Source organism: Arhodomonas aquaeolei DSM 8974 (assembly GCF_000374645.1).
Taxonomy (GTDB): Bacteria; Pseudomonadota; Gammaproteobacteria; order Nitrococcales; family Nitrococcaceae; genus Arhodomonas; species Arhodomonas aquaeolei.
This window is the reverse complement of record NZ_KB894807.1, coordinates 82,373-96,740: the sequence shown is the minus strand read 5'-3', so window position 1 is coordinate 96,740 and position 14,368 is coordinate 82,373. Positions and strand designations below refer to the sequence as shown.

14 protein-coding genes and 1 pseudogene are annotated in these 14,368 nt (G+C 71.0%); 8 read left to right on the top strand and 7 right to left on the bottom strand.

Annotated features, from left to right (window positions below; translation table 11 throughout):
• Positions 1-189: 189 nt before the first annotated feature.
• The 6 genes and pseudogenes from tadA to C516_RS0109795 form a co-directional block, all read left to right on the top strand.
• Positions 190-669 (top strand): annotated as a pseudogene (gene tadA, locus C516_RS21550) (tRNA adenosine(34) deaminase TadA); the annotation flags it as partial.
• 117 nt (positions 670-786) lie between these two features.
• Positions 787-1,185, top strand: a complete 399-nt coding sequence (locus C516_RS21545) for a GNAT family N-acetyltransferase (protein ID WP_240466047.1) — start codon at positions 787-789, stop codon at positions 1,183-1,185.
• Positions 1,169-1,639, top strand: coding sequence for a YbaK/EbsC family protein (locus C516_RS0109810; protein WP_018718207.1), 471 nt, complete (start codon positions 1,169-1,171; stop codon positions 1,637-1,639). The genes C516_RS21545 and C516_RS0109810 overlap by 17 nt, the downstream gene beginning before the upstream one ends.
• 10 nt (positions 1,640-1,649) lie before the next feature.
• Complete coding sequence (locus tag C516_RS0109805) at positions 1,650-2,588, top strand: LysR family transcriptional regulator (protein ID WP_018718206.1); 939 nt, start codon at positions 1,650-1,652, stop codon at positions 2,586-2,588.
• Between the two features lie 10 nt (positions 2,589-2,598).
• Positions 2,599-2,922, top strand: coding sequence for a YnfA family protein (locus tag C516_RS0109800; RefSeq protein WP_018718205.1), 324 nt, complete (start codon positions 2,599-2,601; stop codon positions 2,920-2,922).
• 62 nt (positions 2,923-2,984) lie between these two features.
• The gene (locus C516_RS0109795; RefSeq protein WP_018718204.1) at positions 2,985-3,329 is read left to right on the top strand and encodes a histidine triad nucleotide-binding protein; all 345 of its coding nucleotides are present in this window, start codon (positions 2,985-2,987) and stop codon (positions 3,327-3,329) included.
• Positions 3,330-3,369: 40 nt separating this feature from the next.
• On the opposite strand, the gene C516_RS0109790 is transcribed toward C516_RS0109795, so the two are convergent.
• The 5 genes from C516_RS0109790 to C516_RS0109770 form a co-directional block, all read right to left on the bottom strand.
• A complete protein-coding gene (locus C516_RS0109790; RefSeq protein WP_018718203.1) occupies positions 3,370-5,160 on the bottom strand; it encodes an SLC13 family permease in 1,791 nt (596 codons plus the stop codon).
• A gap of 123 nt (positions 5,161-5,283) precedes the next feature.
• Positions 5,284-7,014, bottom strand: coding sequence for an assimilatory sulfite reductase (NADPH) hemoprotein subunit (cysI, locus tag C516_RS0109785; protein ID WP_026321084.1), 1,731 nt, complete (start codon positions 7,012-7,014; stop codon positions 5,284-5,286).
• 183 nt (positions 7,015-7,197) lie between these two features.
• Positions 7,198-9,015 carry an assimilatory sulfite reductase (NADPH) flavoprotein subunit gene (locus tag C516_RS0109780; protein WP_018718201.1) on the bottom strand — a complete coding sequence of 606 codons (1,818 nt, stop codon included), beginning with the start codon at positions 9,013-9,015 and terminating at the stop codon, positions 7,198-7,200.
• Between the two features lie 149 nt (positions 9,016-9,164).
• Entirely contained in the window at positions 9,165-9,386 is a 222-nt protein-coding gene (locus C516_RS0109775; protein ID WP_018718200.1) for a hypothetical protein, read from the bottom strand.
• 131 nt (positions 9,387-9,517) lie between these two features.
• Positions 9,518-9,982: a ProQ/FINO family protein gene (locus tag C516_RS0109770; protein ID WP_018718199.1), complete on the bottom strand. Its 465-nt coding sequence runs from the start codon at positions 9,980-9,982 to the stop codon at positions 9,518-9,520.
• Between the two features lie 266 nt (positions 9,983-10,248).
• On the opposite strand from C516_RS0109770, the gene C516_RS19245 reads away from it, so the two are divergent.
• Complete coding sequence (locus C516_RS19245) at positions 10,249-11,205, top strand: SH3 domain-containing protein (protein WP_018718198.1); 957 nt, start codon at positions 10,249-10,251, stop codon at positions 11,203-11,205.
• 138 nt (positions 11,206-11,343) lie between these two features.
• Positions 11,344-11,766, top strand: coding sequence for a hypothetical protein (locus tag C516_RS0109760; protein ID WP_018718197.1), 423 nt, complete (start codon positions 11,344-11,346; stop codon positions 11,764-11,766).
• 69 nt (positions 11,767-11,835) lie between these two features.
• Here C516_RS0109760 and narL read toward each other — a convergent pair whose 3' ends face one another.
• Positions 11,836-12,483 carry a two-component system response regulator NarL gene (gene narL, locus C516_RS0109755; RefSeq protein ID WP_018718196.1) on the bottom strand — a complete coding sequence of 216 codons (648 nt, stop codon included), beginning with the start codon at positions 12,481-12,483 and terminating at the stop codon, positions 11,836-11,838.
• Positions 12,480-14,333 carry a type IV pili methyl-accepting chemotaxis transducer N-terminal domain-containing protein gene (locus C516_RS0109750; RefSeq protein WP_018718195.1) on the bottom strand — a complete coding sequence of 618 codons (1,854 nt, stop codon included), beginning with the start codon at positions 14,331-14,333 and terminating at the stop codon, positions 12,480-12,482. Before C516_RS0109750 ends, narL begins: the two co-directional genes overlap by 4 nt.
• Positions 14,334-14,368 lie beyond the last annotated feature (35 nt).

Sequence of the window (14,368 nt, the reverse complement as noted above, 5' to 3'; positions counted from 1 at the left end):
CAGAGTCGTCTCCCCGCGAAGCGCTCCCTCTCCCACGCCAGCAGAAGATGTGTGCCGTTGATGGCAAAGCGACGTTATGAATCCCGGGTCGATCACCGTGAAACCCCTTGACCATGCCGGGTTGGGTGACCAGCTGACGACCGGGCGGGGTGTGATGTCCGTCGGCGGCCGGGCCGTCCCCGCGGTGCCGTGAACGACGACGCGTCATCCGAGGCCGGCGCCGCGGCGGACGAGGGCTTCATGGCCCGCGCCCTGGCCCTTGCCGAGCGTGCCGCCGAGGCGGGCGAGGTGCCCGTGGGGGCGGTGGTGGTCGCCGGCGACGGGAGCGTGATCGGCGAGGGCTGGAACCGGCCCATCGCCGACCACGACCCCACGGCCCACGCGGAGATCGTGGCGGTGCGCGACGCCGCCCGTCGGCGTGCCGCCTACCGCCTGCCCGACGCCACGCTCTACGTGACCCTGGAGCCCTGCCCCATGTGCGTGGGGGCGCTGGTCCACGCGCGGGTGCGCCGCGTGGTCTTCGGCGCCGCGGACCCGAAGACCGGCGCCTGCGGCGGTGCGCTGGCGCTGCACGGGCACGCCAGTCACAATCATCGCCTGCAGGTCGACGGCGGGGTGATGGCCGATGCCTGCGGCGAGCGGCTGCAGCGCTTCTTCCGTGCCCGGCGCGCCGCCTCGCGGCCGGCGGTGCGGCTGGTCCGGCTGACCCCGGAGAATGCCCACGGCTACGAGGGCGTCGCGGTGGGCGAGGGCCAGGGGGCATTCGTGAGCGACGCGCCGACGCTGATGCGGCGCCACTTCCGCGAGGGTTATGCCGAGGCGCTGTACGGCATCGAGGCCGGCGGCCGGCCGGTGGGGCTGATGGCGTTGGTGCCGCCGGTACAGGGTGTGGACTATCCCGGACGGCGCGGCGACGAGGCCTGGCTGGAGGGGCTGCGCATCGACCGCCGTCATCAGGGGCGGGGTGTGGCGACCCGGGCGCTGCGCGGGATCGTCGCGATCGCGGCCCGGCGCTATCGGTGGCTGAGCCTGACGGTGAACCTGCGCAACGACAAGGCCGAGGCGGCGTACCGGCGTTTCGGTTTCCGCGACACGGGGGCGCTCTATCACGGCGGACCGGCGGGGCCGCAGCGCATACTGACCCTGCCGCTGGACACGGAGGACGAGAATGGCGAAGGGACCTGAACGGGTGGCGCGGGCGCTCGCCGAGCGTGGCCGCGAGGTCACCATCGAGTCGGTGGACGAGTCCACCCGCACCGCGGCCGAGGCCGCCGCGGCGCTGGGCGTGGACGTCGGCCAGATCGCGAAGAGCCTGGTTTTCCGCGGTGTCGACAGCGGTGATGCGCTGCTGGTCATCGCCAGCGGCGACCGGCGCGTGGACGAGGTGCTGCTGGCCGAGCTCGCCGGCGAGGGCATCGGCCGCGCGGATGCCGCGTTCGTGCGCGAGCATACCGGCTTCGCCATCGGCGGTGTCCCCCCGGTAGGCCATCCGGAAAGGCTGCGCTGCTGGCTGGACGACGCGCTGTGGCGCTTCGAGCGTGTCTGGGCCGCGGCGGGCTCGCCGTTCGCGGTCTTCCCCGTGGCGCCCTCGGCGCTGCCCGAACTCACCGGCGGGACACGAGCCCGCGTGACGCGATAGCGGAGGAATGATGGGCGGTTGGCTGGAGCTGCGGCATCTGCGCAGCCTGAAGACGATCTGCGAGACGGGCAGCCTGGTCGCCGCGGCGGAGCGGCTGAATCTCACCCAGAGCGCGCTCTCTCACCAGATCAAGGGGCTTGAGTCCCGCGTCGGCGCGGAGCTGTTCTTCCGCCGCTCGCGGCCGCTGCGCCTCGCCCCGGCAGGGCAGATGCTGCTGGAGCTCGCCGACCGCGTGCTCCCGGAGGTGGAGACCGTCGAGCAGCGGCTCAACAACCTGGCCGCGGGCCAGGGCGGGCGGCTTCACCTCGCGATCGAGTGCCACAGCTGCTATCAGTGGCTGCTGCCCACGATGGAACGCTACCGCGAGCGCTGGCCGGAGGTGGAGATGGACCTGTCCATGGGGTTCAATTTCCACCCGCTGCCGGCGTTGGTGCGCGGCGATATCGACATGGTTATCACCTCCGACCCGGACCCGGCGCTCACCGGCATTCACTACTCGCCGCTGTTCCGCCACGAGGTCCAGCTGGCCGTGCCCGCGGGCTCCACGCTCGCCGCCCAGGACCACATCGAGCCCGAGGACCTGGCGGACCAGACCCTGATCACCTACCCGGTGTGCCGGTCGCGGCTGGACGTGTTCAGCCGTTTCCTGGACCCGGCCGGTGTGGCGCCCGCGGCGGTGCGTACCTCCGAGCTCTCGGTGATGATCGTCCAGCTCGTGGCGAGCCGCCGCGGCGTGACCGCGATGCCGAGCTGGGCGCTGGAGGAGCACCTCGCCCGGGGCCAGATCCAGGTCTGCCGGCTCGGGCCCGGCGGGCTGTGGAGCACGCTCTATGCCGCGGTGCGCGAGGAGGAGGCCACGCTGCCGTACCTGAGCGGCTTCATCGCCGCCGCGCGCCGGCTCACCGGCGAGACCCTGCGCGGCATCCGCCCGGTGTCGCTGCCGGAGTGAGGCCGCCGAGGTGAATACCCTGGCGCTTTTCGTGGTGACGGCGCTGGCGGAGATCGCCGGCTGTTACCTGCCGTATCTCTGGCTCAACGAGGGACGCAGCCCGTGGCTCCTGCTGCCGGCGGCCGCGAGCCTCGCGCTGTTCGTCTGGCTGCTTTCTCTCCACCCCACCGCGGCAGGGCGGGTCTACGCGGCCTACGGCGGGGTCTACGTCGCCACCGCCGTGGTCTGGCTATGGGCTGTGGACGGGATTCGGCCGACCGCGTGGGATCTGCTCGGTTCCGCGGTGGCACTGACCGGGATGGCAATCATCATGTTCGCCCCGCGCGCCGCCTGAGCACCTACGCCGGGCCGGGGGCGATGTAGAATGGCGGCCCGGCAAACGACAGGAGTCGATCCATGGCGAATATCTTCAAGCAGATCGTCGACGGCGAGATGGACGCGGACATCGTCTACCAGGACGATCGGGTCACCGCCTTCCGTGACATCGCGCCCAAGGCGCCGACACACATCCTCATCGTGCCGAACAAGGTCATCGAGACGGTGGACGACATCGCCGACGAGGACGAGGCGCTGATCGGGCACATGGTGGTGGTGGCGCGCGATCTCGCCCGCCGCGAGGGGATCGCGGAGTCCGGTTACCGGCTGCTGGTCAACTGCCGTGAGCACGGTGGCCAGGAAGTCTATCACCTGCACGTCCATCTCATGGGCGGTCGTCCCATGGGGCCGATGGTGGTGGGCTGACCCGGGATCGCGTCGGCCGCGGGCGCCCGCTCCGCGGCCGCTAGAACGGCCAGACCAGCGGTGCGATCGTCACCGCCACCGCCATGGTGAGGAGGTTGAGCGGCAGGCCGAAGCGGAGGTAGTCCGCGAAGCGGTAGCCGCCGGGGCCGAAGACCATCAGGTTGGTCTGGTAGCCCAGTGGCGAGGAGAAGCTCGCCGAGGCGGCGATCATCAGGCAGATCATGAACGGTGTGGGGTTCACCCCCAGGCCCTGCGCCGCCGACAGCGCCACCGGGAAGACCAGCACCGCGGCGGCGTTGTTGGTGATCATCTCCGTGAACAGCGAGGTGACCGCGAACACCGCGAGCAGCACCAGCCAGGGCCGTCCCCCGGCCGCGCTCACCAGCGCGTCGGCGAGGGTGGTGGCGGCGCCGCTGTTGGCCATCGCCTGGCCCACGCCCAGTGCCGCCCCGATCACCAGCAGGACGGACCAGTCCACGTGCCGCCGGGCCTCGGCGCTGCTGGTGCAGCCGGTGAGGACCATGCCGCCGGCGGCGAGCAGGGCGGCGTTGAGCATCGTGAGCACGCCGCTGGCGGCCGCGGCGACCATGGCGGTGAGCAGCCCGAGCGCGATCCAGGCCTTGTCGTGGCGGCGGGGAGCGGAATCCTCCACCTGGCTGACCAGGAAGAAGTCGCGGCCGTTGCGCTGGCGCTGGAGGAAGCTCGGGTGGGTCTCCAGCAGCAGCGTGTCGCCGGCCTGCAGCACGATGTCGCCGATCTTGCCGGACAGGCGCCGGCCGCCGCGGGCGACCGCCACCACGGCGGCGTTGTACTCGCTGCGGAAGCGCCCGGCGCGGATGCTGCTGCCCACCAGCGGACACTCGTTGGAGACCACCGCCTCGACCATGCAGCGTTGGTCGCGCCGGCCCTGCAGTTTGTGCACCTGGTCGGTGGCGGGCTGGAGGCCGCGCATGCGCTGGAGGTCCACCACCGATTCCACCACTCCGGCGAAGACCAGCCGGTCGCCGGCCTGGAGCCGTTCGCTGGGGGCGACGGCGGGCAGGACCTGGCCGTCGCGCTCGATCTCCGCGAGGAACAGGCCGGGCAGGTGGCGCAGGCCCGCCTGCTCGATGCTGCGTCCCACCAGGGGGCCGTCGGGGTCGACCACCACCTCCGCGGTATAGCGCCGGGGGTCCGCGTCGATGTCCAGTGCGGCGCGGTTGTCCGGCAGCAGCCGTGGGCTCGCGACGAGGATGTAGGCCAGCCCCAGCAGGGCCACGGGCACACCCACCCAGGCGAGATCGAACAGCGCCACCGGGGCCACCGCCGGCTCGCCCTGGATCAGTCCGGCGACCACCAGGTTGGTGCTGGTCCCGATCAGGGTGCACATGCCGCCGAAGATCGAGGCGTAGGACAGCGGCAGGAACAGCCGCGAGGCGGGCAGGCGGGTGCGCTTGGCGAGGTCGCTCACCACCGGCAGGAACATCGCGACCACCGGGGTGTTGTTGAGGAACGCCGACAGCCCGGAGACCGGTGGCAGCAGCCGCAGCTGGGCGCTGAGCAGCCGCCGCGGCCGGCCCACGATGGGCTCGCTGATGATCGCAAGCGCACCGGTGCGCACCAGCCCGGCGACCACCACGAACAGCAGCCCCACGGTCACCAGACCCGGGTTGCCGAAGCCGGCCACGGCCTCGGCGGGGGCGAGCAGCTGGTCGCTGCCGGTAAGTGCGGTGGCGGTCATGAGCACGCCGAGGGCGCCGAACAGCAGGGTGGTGGGGGAGGCGGCGTTACGCGCGAGGCCGATGATCACGGCGAGCACGACGGCGATCGTGAGCCAGGCTTCCCAGGTCAACGCGTTCCTCCCGGTGTGATGGATGCCGGCGTTCCGGCACGCGCACCGCCCGCGCCGGCGACGCGCGGGTGGCGGGCCCCGCCCCCCGGACGCGGGCGGCGGGGCGTCCGTGCCCCGAGGGGGCTATTCTACGGCAGGCAGCGGATCGTGGAAGTGGCGTCCCGCGGTGACCTCGGGGACCACGCCGGTGCGCACCACGAAGTCGCCAAAGCACTCGCCGTCCCCGCGCTGTCGGGCGTAATCGCCGAGCAGCCCGCCCAGGGTCTCGAGGATCGTGGCCTCGTCGATGTTCTCGCGGTAGAGCTTGGCGAGCCTCGAGCCGGTGCGGTTGCCGCCGAGGTAGAGGTTGTACTTGCCGAGCGCCTTGCCCACGAAGCCGATCTCCGCGATGTAGGGCCGGGCACAGCCGTTGGGGCAGCCGGTCATGCGGGTGACGATCGGGTCCGCCTCCGGGTCGAGGCCGGCGTCGCGCATCAGCGCCTCGAGCTTGTCGACGAAGGTCGGCAGATAGCGCTCGCTCTCCGCCATGGCCAGTCCACAGGTGGGGAAGGCCACGCAGGCCATGGAGGCGGCGCGCAGAGCGGAGGCGTGGCGCTCCAGGCCGTACTCGTCGATCAGCGACTGGATGCGCTCGCGCTGGCCCTCGGCCACGCCGGCAATCACCACGTTCTGGTTGGTGGTGATGGCGATGTCGCCCTCGTGGACCCCGGCAATGGCACGCAGGCCGCTCATGATCCGGCGCTCGTCGTCGAAGTCGGCGACCCGGCCGTTCTGCACGAACAGCCCGTAGTGCCAGTCGCCGTCGTCGCCCTGGTACCAGCCGAGGCGGTCGGTGTTGTCGCCGAAGCGGTATGCCCGGGCCGCTTCCAGCTCGTAGCCGAGGCGTTTCTCCACCTCGCCGCGGAACCAGTCGGCGCCGTGGTCGTCGACGGTGTACTTCAGCCGGGCGTGCTTGCGGTTGGCGCGGTCGCCGTGGTCGCGCTGCACGAGCATGATCTTCTCGGCGACCTCGACCACCTGATCAGGGGTGCAGAAGCCGATGACCCCGCCCACGCACGGGAAGGTCGCGGTCTCGCCGTGGGTCATGCCCATGCCGCCGCCGATGGTGACGTTGTAGCCGGCGAGCGTACCGTCGTCGTCGACGATGGCGATGAAGCCGATATCGTGGGCGAAGACGTCCACGTCGTTCTCCGGCGGCACCGCCAGGGCGATCTTGAACTTGCGGGGCAGGTACTGCGACCCGTAGAGCGGTTCCTGCTCCTCCGGACCGCCGGCGACGCGCTCCTCGCCCAGGAATATCTCGTGGTAGGCGCGGGTGCGCGGCAGCAGGTGGGCGCTGATCTCGTGGGCGAGCTCGAAAGTGCGCCGGTGCACTGCCGAGCGCCGGGGGTTGGCGGTGGCGATGACGTTGCGGTTGACGTCGCCGCAGGCGGCGATGCAGTCCAGCGCGGCGGCGTCGATGCCCTGGATGTGCTGCTTGATGTCGCGCTTGAGCACGCCGTGGAACTGGAACGTCTGGCGCGTCGTCAGCCGCAGGGTGCCGTTGGCGTAGGTCCGTGCGAGCTCGTCCATCTTCAGCCACTGCGCCGGGGTGACCACCCCGCCGGGCAGGCGCACGCGGACCATGAACGAGTACAGCGGCTCGAGCTTCTGGCGGCGGCGCTCGCTGCGCAGGGCGCGGTCGTCCTGCAGGTACATGCCGTGGAACTTGGTCAGCTGCAGGCTGTCCTCGGTCACGCCGCCGGTCACCGGGTCGGCGAGCTCGGCGGTCAGGTTGCCGCGCAGGTAGTCGCTGTCGGCCTTCAGCGTCTCGTTGTGGCTGAGCTCTTCGAGCGGTCGGCTGATGTCGTTCATGGTCAGGGCCCGTTGGCTGTTGCCGTGATGCCGTGCCGGCACGCCCTTTCCGGGGGACGGGGACGGCGCGGCCGCAGTGTGATGACGCCGTTCCGGCCGACGCCGGGGCCGCATCGCCGCGGCGGGTGCCGGCTCGTGTGTCCGCCGGGCCGAGCCGTTCCGGCGTCGCGATCCGGAACGGTCCTAGTAGACGTCCCGCTGGTAACGCTTGTCCTTCTGCAGGGCGCGAAGGTAGTCCGCGGCGCCCTGCTCGTCGAGCCCGCCGTGCTCGCGGACGATCTCCGTCAGCGCGGCGTGAACGTCGCCGGCCATCCGGTCGGCGTCGCCGCAGACATAGACGTGGGCGCCCTGCTGCAGCCAGGCGTAGATCTCGGCGCCGTTCTCGCGCAGTCGGTCCTGGACGTAGACCTTCTCGGCCTGGTCCCGGGAGAAGGCGACGTCGATGCGATCGAGCACGCCCTTGTCCCGCCAGGCGAGGAAGTCCGCCTGGTAGAGGAAGTCGGTCTGGAAGTGCCGGTCACCGAAGAACAGCCAGTTGCGGCCGTCCGCACCGGTCTCCTCACGCTCGGCGAGGAAGGCGCGGAACGGTGCGACGCCGGTACCCGGACCGATCATGATCGTCGCCGCCGAGGGGTCGGCGGGCAGCTTGAAGTTCTTGTTGCGGTCGACGTAGACACCCACGGTCTGGCCCGGCTCCAGGCGGTCGGCCAGATAGGTGGAGGCCACGCCCTCGCGCTCGCGGCCGTGGGTCTCGTAGCGGACCACGGCGACGGTGAGGTGCACCTCGTCCTCGTCGGCCTGCTGGCTGGAGGCTATGGAATACAGCCGCGGCGGCAGACGCCGGAGTGCCGCCACGAAGGCCTCGGCGGTCACGCCCTCGGCGGGGAAGGCCTCGACCACGTCGATGATCTGGCGCCCGTCCATCCACTCGCGCAGCTCGTCGCGGGCGTCCTCGCCCAGCAGGCGCCGGAGCCCGTCAGCGCCGGCGATCTCCGCCCAGCGTTCCAGGAACGGGCGGGTGAGGGTGGTGATCTCGTAGTCGCGCTGCAGGGTCTCCCGCAGCGTCTCGCCGCCCTCCAGGGCGGCATCGCCGTCCAGGCCGGTGGCGGCGAGCAGCTCGTCCACCACCCGCGGATCGTTCAGGGGCACCACGCCGATGGCGTCGCCGGGCTCGAAGGTCAGCCCGGAGCCTTCCAGCGAGAGCTCTATGTGGCGGGTCTCCTTGTCCGAGCCGCGGCCGTTGAGAACGACGCTGTCCAGGATCTCCGCGGGAAACGGGTTCTTCTTGCTCCATGCCGCGGTGCCGCCGCCGCGGGCCTCAGCCATGGGGATGACGTTGCTCGCCGCCGGCGCGCTTGCGCCGGTGAGCTCGGCGAAGCGGTCCAGGGCGGCGTCGACCCAGGCGGAAGCATCGTCGTCGTAGTCGACGTCGCAGTCGACGCGCTCGAGCACGCGCTCGGCGCCGAGCGCCTCGAGGCGGGTGTCGAAGTCCCGGCCGGTCTGGCAGAAGTTCTCGTAGCTGGAGTCGCCGAGGGCGAGCACGGCGAAGCGGGCGTCGTCGAGTTTCGGTGCCTTGCGGCCGTTGACCAGCTCGTGGACGGCCTCGGCGGTGTCCGGCGGGTCGCCTTCGCCGTGGGTGCTCACGACGACCATGAGGTTGGCGGCCGCCTTGAGGTCCTTCTTGCCGAAGTCCGCCATGTCGGCGAGGCGGGCGGCGAAGCCGCGGGCCTCCGCGCGCTCGACCGCGAGCTCGGCGATGCCCTCGGCGTTGCCGGTCTGGCTGCCATAGAGGACGGTGATCTCCGGCAGCGCCTCGCCCGCGGGTGCGGTGCGCGCGCCGGACTCGGCATTGGCGGCGGGGCTGGCCGCGGACAGGCCTGCCAGGTAGCCGCTCAGCCAGGTCATCTGGTCATCGCGCAGGGAGGCGATAAGCGCGTTGAGCTGCTCGGCCTGCTCGGCGCTGAGCGGGCTGTTAGTCTCGAGTAAGGGGCCTTGCGCCATGCTGTCGTCCTCCGCTGGATCCCTCTTGGCGAGCTGGCGGACAGCATAGACCGGTGCTGTTTAGATCGAAAAAGTATAAATCTTTATGTGTTTATGCATTAACAGATTGTTGAACGGCCCGGAACACCCTCCGGCGGGGCCTGTGCCGGTCACGCCCGGCGCGATCCGTCGCGCGGCGTGCCGCCGGAGGGAGCGGTGCGTTGCTGACGGCGCATGTGCGAATCGAGCTCGCGGCGGAGGTTTTCTTCGAAAGAGCGGGCGTCGAGCTCGGCGTCGACCCGCTGTTGCAGCGCTTGGAGCTCTTCGATACTCAGCCCGTCGAGATCGATCTGCGGCCGGGCGGCGCGGGGGGAGTTACTGGTCGCGGTCATGGCAGGTTCGTGGGGTCTCCCTGGAGGTGGTGGTCACGCATGGGATCACTGGCGCGGACGCGCGCCGGCGGGGGCCGGCTGTCCGGTTGTCCCGGGTTATCGGGGCGCCTGAGCCGCGTTTCAAGCGGCGCTCACCGGCTGTTGAACTTGTCGGCGAGGCGCTGGAGCTTGCGCTCCTGCACGTTGTGCTGCCCGTTCTCCCGCTTGCGGGACTTGCGTGTCTGCCGGCGGCGCTCGGCGGCACGGGCCTTCTGCTCGTCGCGCCGGGCGCGCGCGTGCGCCACGGCCTCCTCGGTGACGGCACCGGCGTCGCCACCGTCGAGGCCGATGCGGCGATGGCCGGCGATGATCGCCTCGAGGTAGGCGGGCGAGTGGGTGTAGCGCGCCAGGGCCTGCTTGAGCAGCCAGTTGGGCGTCTCGGCAAGCTCGTCGTCGGTGTCGAGATCGGCCCGCAGCGCCTCCTGGATGCCAATGGCGAGCGGGCGGACGTGGTCGCGCTCGCGGCTCAGGGCACCGGGGTGGCGGTCGATCAGCACTTCAAGGAAGTCGCGCGCGCGCTCGGCGCGGCGGCGTTTCTGGTTGGGAGTGTTGGACATCGGTTCTCGGGCCTATCCGCGCGCGTGCTCTACCGGCGACGTTCGATTTTTGCGAAGCATACTGCACCCGCGCCGCCGGGCATAGCCCCGCGGGCGCGGGCCGGCACGCCGCGGCACGGGCGTGTCTGGCAAGGGGCGAGCCGTGCGGTGTAGCCTTGCGCTACGAAATGAAGAAATCGGGGTGGTTCTCCCCCGGCATAGGTGCCGCCGGTACACCGGCGGGACGGGCTTTCCGGCTGTTGGATGATTACTTAAGGAGAGGGGCAATGCGTAAGCAACTCTGGGCGGCGACCGGGGCGGTCGCCATGGCGGTGGCACTGGCGGGCTGCAACACCAATCCGGTGCTCGGCGGCGCCTCGTCGTCGGTTACGGGCTCGGGCGGCGCAGCGGGGGCGCAGAACGCCTCCAAGGAGCTTGTTCGCTGCAGTCGACCCATCGGCACCGCCGCGCTCTACGAAGGCAACTACAACGGGTTGCGTGACGCCGGGCTCCAGAGCCCGCTGCCGCTGATCCGGGTGATGATGGCCCAGAGTGGCTGCTTTAGGGTCGTGGAGCGCGGCCAGGCCTCGCAGGCGCTGCGCGAGGAGCGCCGGCTCGCGCAGAGCGGCGAGCTGCAGTCCAGCAGCAACATGGGCAAGGGCCAGATGGCGGCGGCGGACTTCATCCTCACGCCCAACGTGGCCTTCAAGGATCCGAACTCCGGTGGCGGCTTCGGGGGCCTTGGCGCGTTGCTGCCGGGGGTGGCGGGGGCCATCGCCGGCGGCATCAAGACCGAGAATCTGGAGGCGCAGACCACGCTGCTGCTCACCAACATCCGCACGGGCGTGCAGGAGGCTGCGGCCACCGGTACCGCCAAGAAGACGGACGTGAGCTTCGGTGGCTTCGGCTGGGCCGGCGGCGTGGCCGGCGGTGGCGGCTCCTACCAGGACACGGAGATCGGCAAGATCGTGATCGCCGCCTTCGTCGACGCCCATAACAACCTGGTCAGCCAGATGCGGGCGATCCAGCCCTCCTCGCAGCGCCAGGACAAGGGCGTCTACGTCACGGCCTCGGCGCTGAACCTGCGCTCCGGACCGAACGGTTCGGCCCCGGTGATCACCACCCTCGCCGAGGGCACGCCGGTGGTGCCGACCGGCGAGCGCAACGGTGCCTGGTGGCAGGTGCAGGTACAGAACACGGGCCGCAACGGCTGGGTGCACTCCGACTACGTCACGCGGCAGTAGCCGCCGCTCGCCGGCAGCAAGCCGGTGATTCTCCCTCCGCCGGTGCGGTCCCCGGATCGCACCGGCGGGCTTGTGTTAGGGGGGTGGCGAACGCATATCATTGAACAAACCCGATGCGCTCAACCCCAGGTGACGCTGATGAATCGCGACCACTCGATCCCCAAGCAGCAGCTAAAGCGCATGCTGGAGGACGCCCCGTTCGAGCACATGACCAGCAGTGTCCATGTCCTCGACGGCGACCAGCGTGACGAGCGCCATGAGCTTGCGGGCGTATCCATCTATTCCAACGCCCAGGGCTGGATGGCGCAGGTCAACTGGCGCGCCGTGGTGGACAGCGACGAGGTCACCCTGCGCGTGGGTGACTCCGAGAGCGGCGAGCGTGCCTACGAGCTGCGTGACGAACAGCGCATGCGTGTCAGCGTGGAGGACGAGGGCGGCTCACCGGTCAGTGACGACGAGGTCTCCGCCATCGTCGCGCAGTCCCCCCTGGCGAAAAGCTGGGAGCAGGACGTGGTAGGGGTGCTCAAGGAGACCCGCGAGCGCCAGGCCACCGTCCACTGACCGTCCCCGAGCCGGGGCGGCCCGCTCCCGGGTCGTCCCGACGTCCCCGCCGCCTCCCACGCCGGCCGTCTAGCGCAGCCCCTGATTCACCGCCCATACCGCGGCCTGGACCCGGGATTTCAGCCCGAGCTTGCGCAGCAGGTTCTTCACGTGGACCTTCACGGTGCCCTCGCTGACATCCAGCCGCCGGGCGATGAGCTTGTTGCTGAGCCCCTGGGCGATGCCGCCGAGGACCTCGCGCTCGCGGGAGGTGAGCTCGGCGAGCCGCGCGCTGTCGTGGTCGCGGCCGCCGGTGATGGCGGTGGCCAGCAGCCGGGTGAGCCGGTCGCTGAGCACGAGCTTGCCGGTGGCCGCCTCGCGGATGCGCTCGAGCATGTCCTCCGGCTCCATATCCTTGAGCAGGTAGCCGTCCGCGCCGTCGCGCAGGGCGGCCATGACGTCGTCCTCGCTGTCGGAGACGGTGAGCATGATCACCCGTGCATGGCGGTCGTGCTCACGCAGCGCGCGCAGGGTGGCGAGGCCGTCCATGCCCTCCATCTGCAGGTCCAGCAGGACCAGGTCCGGCTCGTGCTCGCAGGCCAGACGCACGGCGGTCTCGCCGTCCGCCGCCTCGCCCACGCACTTCAGGCTGGGGTCCATCTCCAGGAGCTGGCGCACGCCCCGGCGGAACAGCGGATGGTCGTCGACGATGAGTACCCGCGTGAGCTCGTCGTTCATTCGTTCACTCCCGGTCCGGGCCCACCGCGGCGCAGGGCGGGCTGAAAGGCAAGCCGTACCACGGTACCGCCTTCGGGGGCGTTTCCGAAGGTGATCTCCCCGCCGAGCCCGCGGGCGCGCTCCTGCATGATGGTGGTGCCATAGTGGTTCCTCCGGTGTGGCTCCGGGGGCATACCGGTACCGTCGTCGGTCACGGTGACCACGATCCGGTCGCCCTCCGGGCAGAGCCGCACGCGGGCGTGGCGGGCGTTGGCGTGCTGGACGACGTTGGCGAGGGCCTCACGCACGATCTGCACGGTGTGCAGCTCCTCGTTGGGGGTGAGCATGCCGTCGGAGACCCGGTGATCCAGGGTGATGCCGATGCCGCCGCGGTCGGCGAATTCGTCGACCGCGGCGGTCAGGGCCTGTTCCAGGCCGCCCTCGCCGAGGCGCAGGCGGAAGGTGCTCAGCAGCTGGCGCAGCTGCTGGTAGGCACTGCTGAGGCCCTCGCGGATCTCGGCGAGGATCGCCGCCGCCGCCGGGCGGTCCACCGGGTCGCCGCGGAGCTGGGCCTCCAGCCGGGCGGTCTGGATCTTGAGGTACGACAGTGCCTGGGCGAGGGAGTCGTGGAGCTCCCGGGCGATCACCGCCCGTTCGTCCATCAGTGCGAGCCGGCGCCGGTCGGCCTCGCGGCGCTGGCGACCCAGGGCGGTGGCGATGTGGCCGGCCACCGTCTCGCACAGGCGCAGCTGCCAGTCGGGCAGGGCATTGCCGCCCGGGGGGCGCACCAGCAGGGCGCCGTGGTGGTCATCGCCCTCCGCCAGCGGCACGGCGAGCACGCCGTCCCCCACCAGGCAGGCGCCGCCCGGCGCCGGTAGTGCGTCCGCCGCGGGGCAGGGCGGGGCATCGACGGCCCCGGATCCGTCGGCGGCGACGATACGGCGAGAGCCGCCCCCGCCGGTGAGACACAGCGCCAGTGGCCCCACGCCGAGGGCGGTTTCCAGGCGGGCGAGGACATCGGCGTAGTCCGCGTCCCGGTCGGCGTGCTGGCTCAGCCGCCGGGCGGTGTCGTAGAGCACCTGCAGCGCGCGGTTGCTCTCCTCCAGGCGTGCCGTCTTGTAGCGCACGCGCTCCTCGAGGTTGCCGTACATGGCCTGCAGGTTGGCGGCCATACGGTTGAACGTGCGCGATATCAGGCCGATCTCGTCGTCGCCCCGATAGCTGGTGCGCGCGCCGAGGTCGCCCCGGCGCGCCGCCTCGACCACGCGGACGAGCTCGCGCAGCGGCGGTACGACGTCGGTGAGGATGCGGTACATGCTGAAGAACACCAGCGCGATGGTGACGAACAGGCTCAGGCCCTGGGCCAGGCGCAGGAGCTGGATCTTCTTCTCCGCCTCCTGCTGGAGCAGCCGCACCATGCTGTCCAGGCGGCCCACGTAGCCCCGGGCCTGGGCCAGGTAGCGCTGGCGGCCTGCGGCGTCGCCGGTCACCTCCGGGGCGAGCTCGTCGTCCCAGCGCCGGTGCACGCGGTGATAGGTCTCGGTCAGCGGGTGTGTGGATTCGTCCGGGATCACACCGGTGAGCGCCGGCGCCTCCAGCGTCTCGCGGAACTCGCGGACGTACTCGCGCAGGCGTTCGTCCGGGGCGTCGGCGCGGAGGGCGTCAGCCAGGCGGTAGGTCTGCATGCGCAGGGTGCCCGCGATGTTGATCGCCGCGGCGTCACCCTTGGCCGTCTCCGCGATGATGATAGAGGTGAGCATGCTCACGATCGCCAGCGTCGATATGGCCGTCATCGCCAGTCCCACGCGCACCAGCAGCGAGCGGCGGGAGAGTGACCCGAGGGGCCACGAGCCGTCCGTCTCTACCTCCAATGAACCGCTCCCTTCATCCGTTCTACCCATAAAGT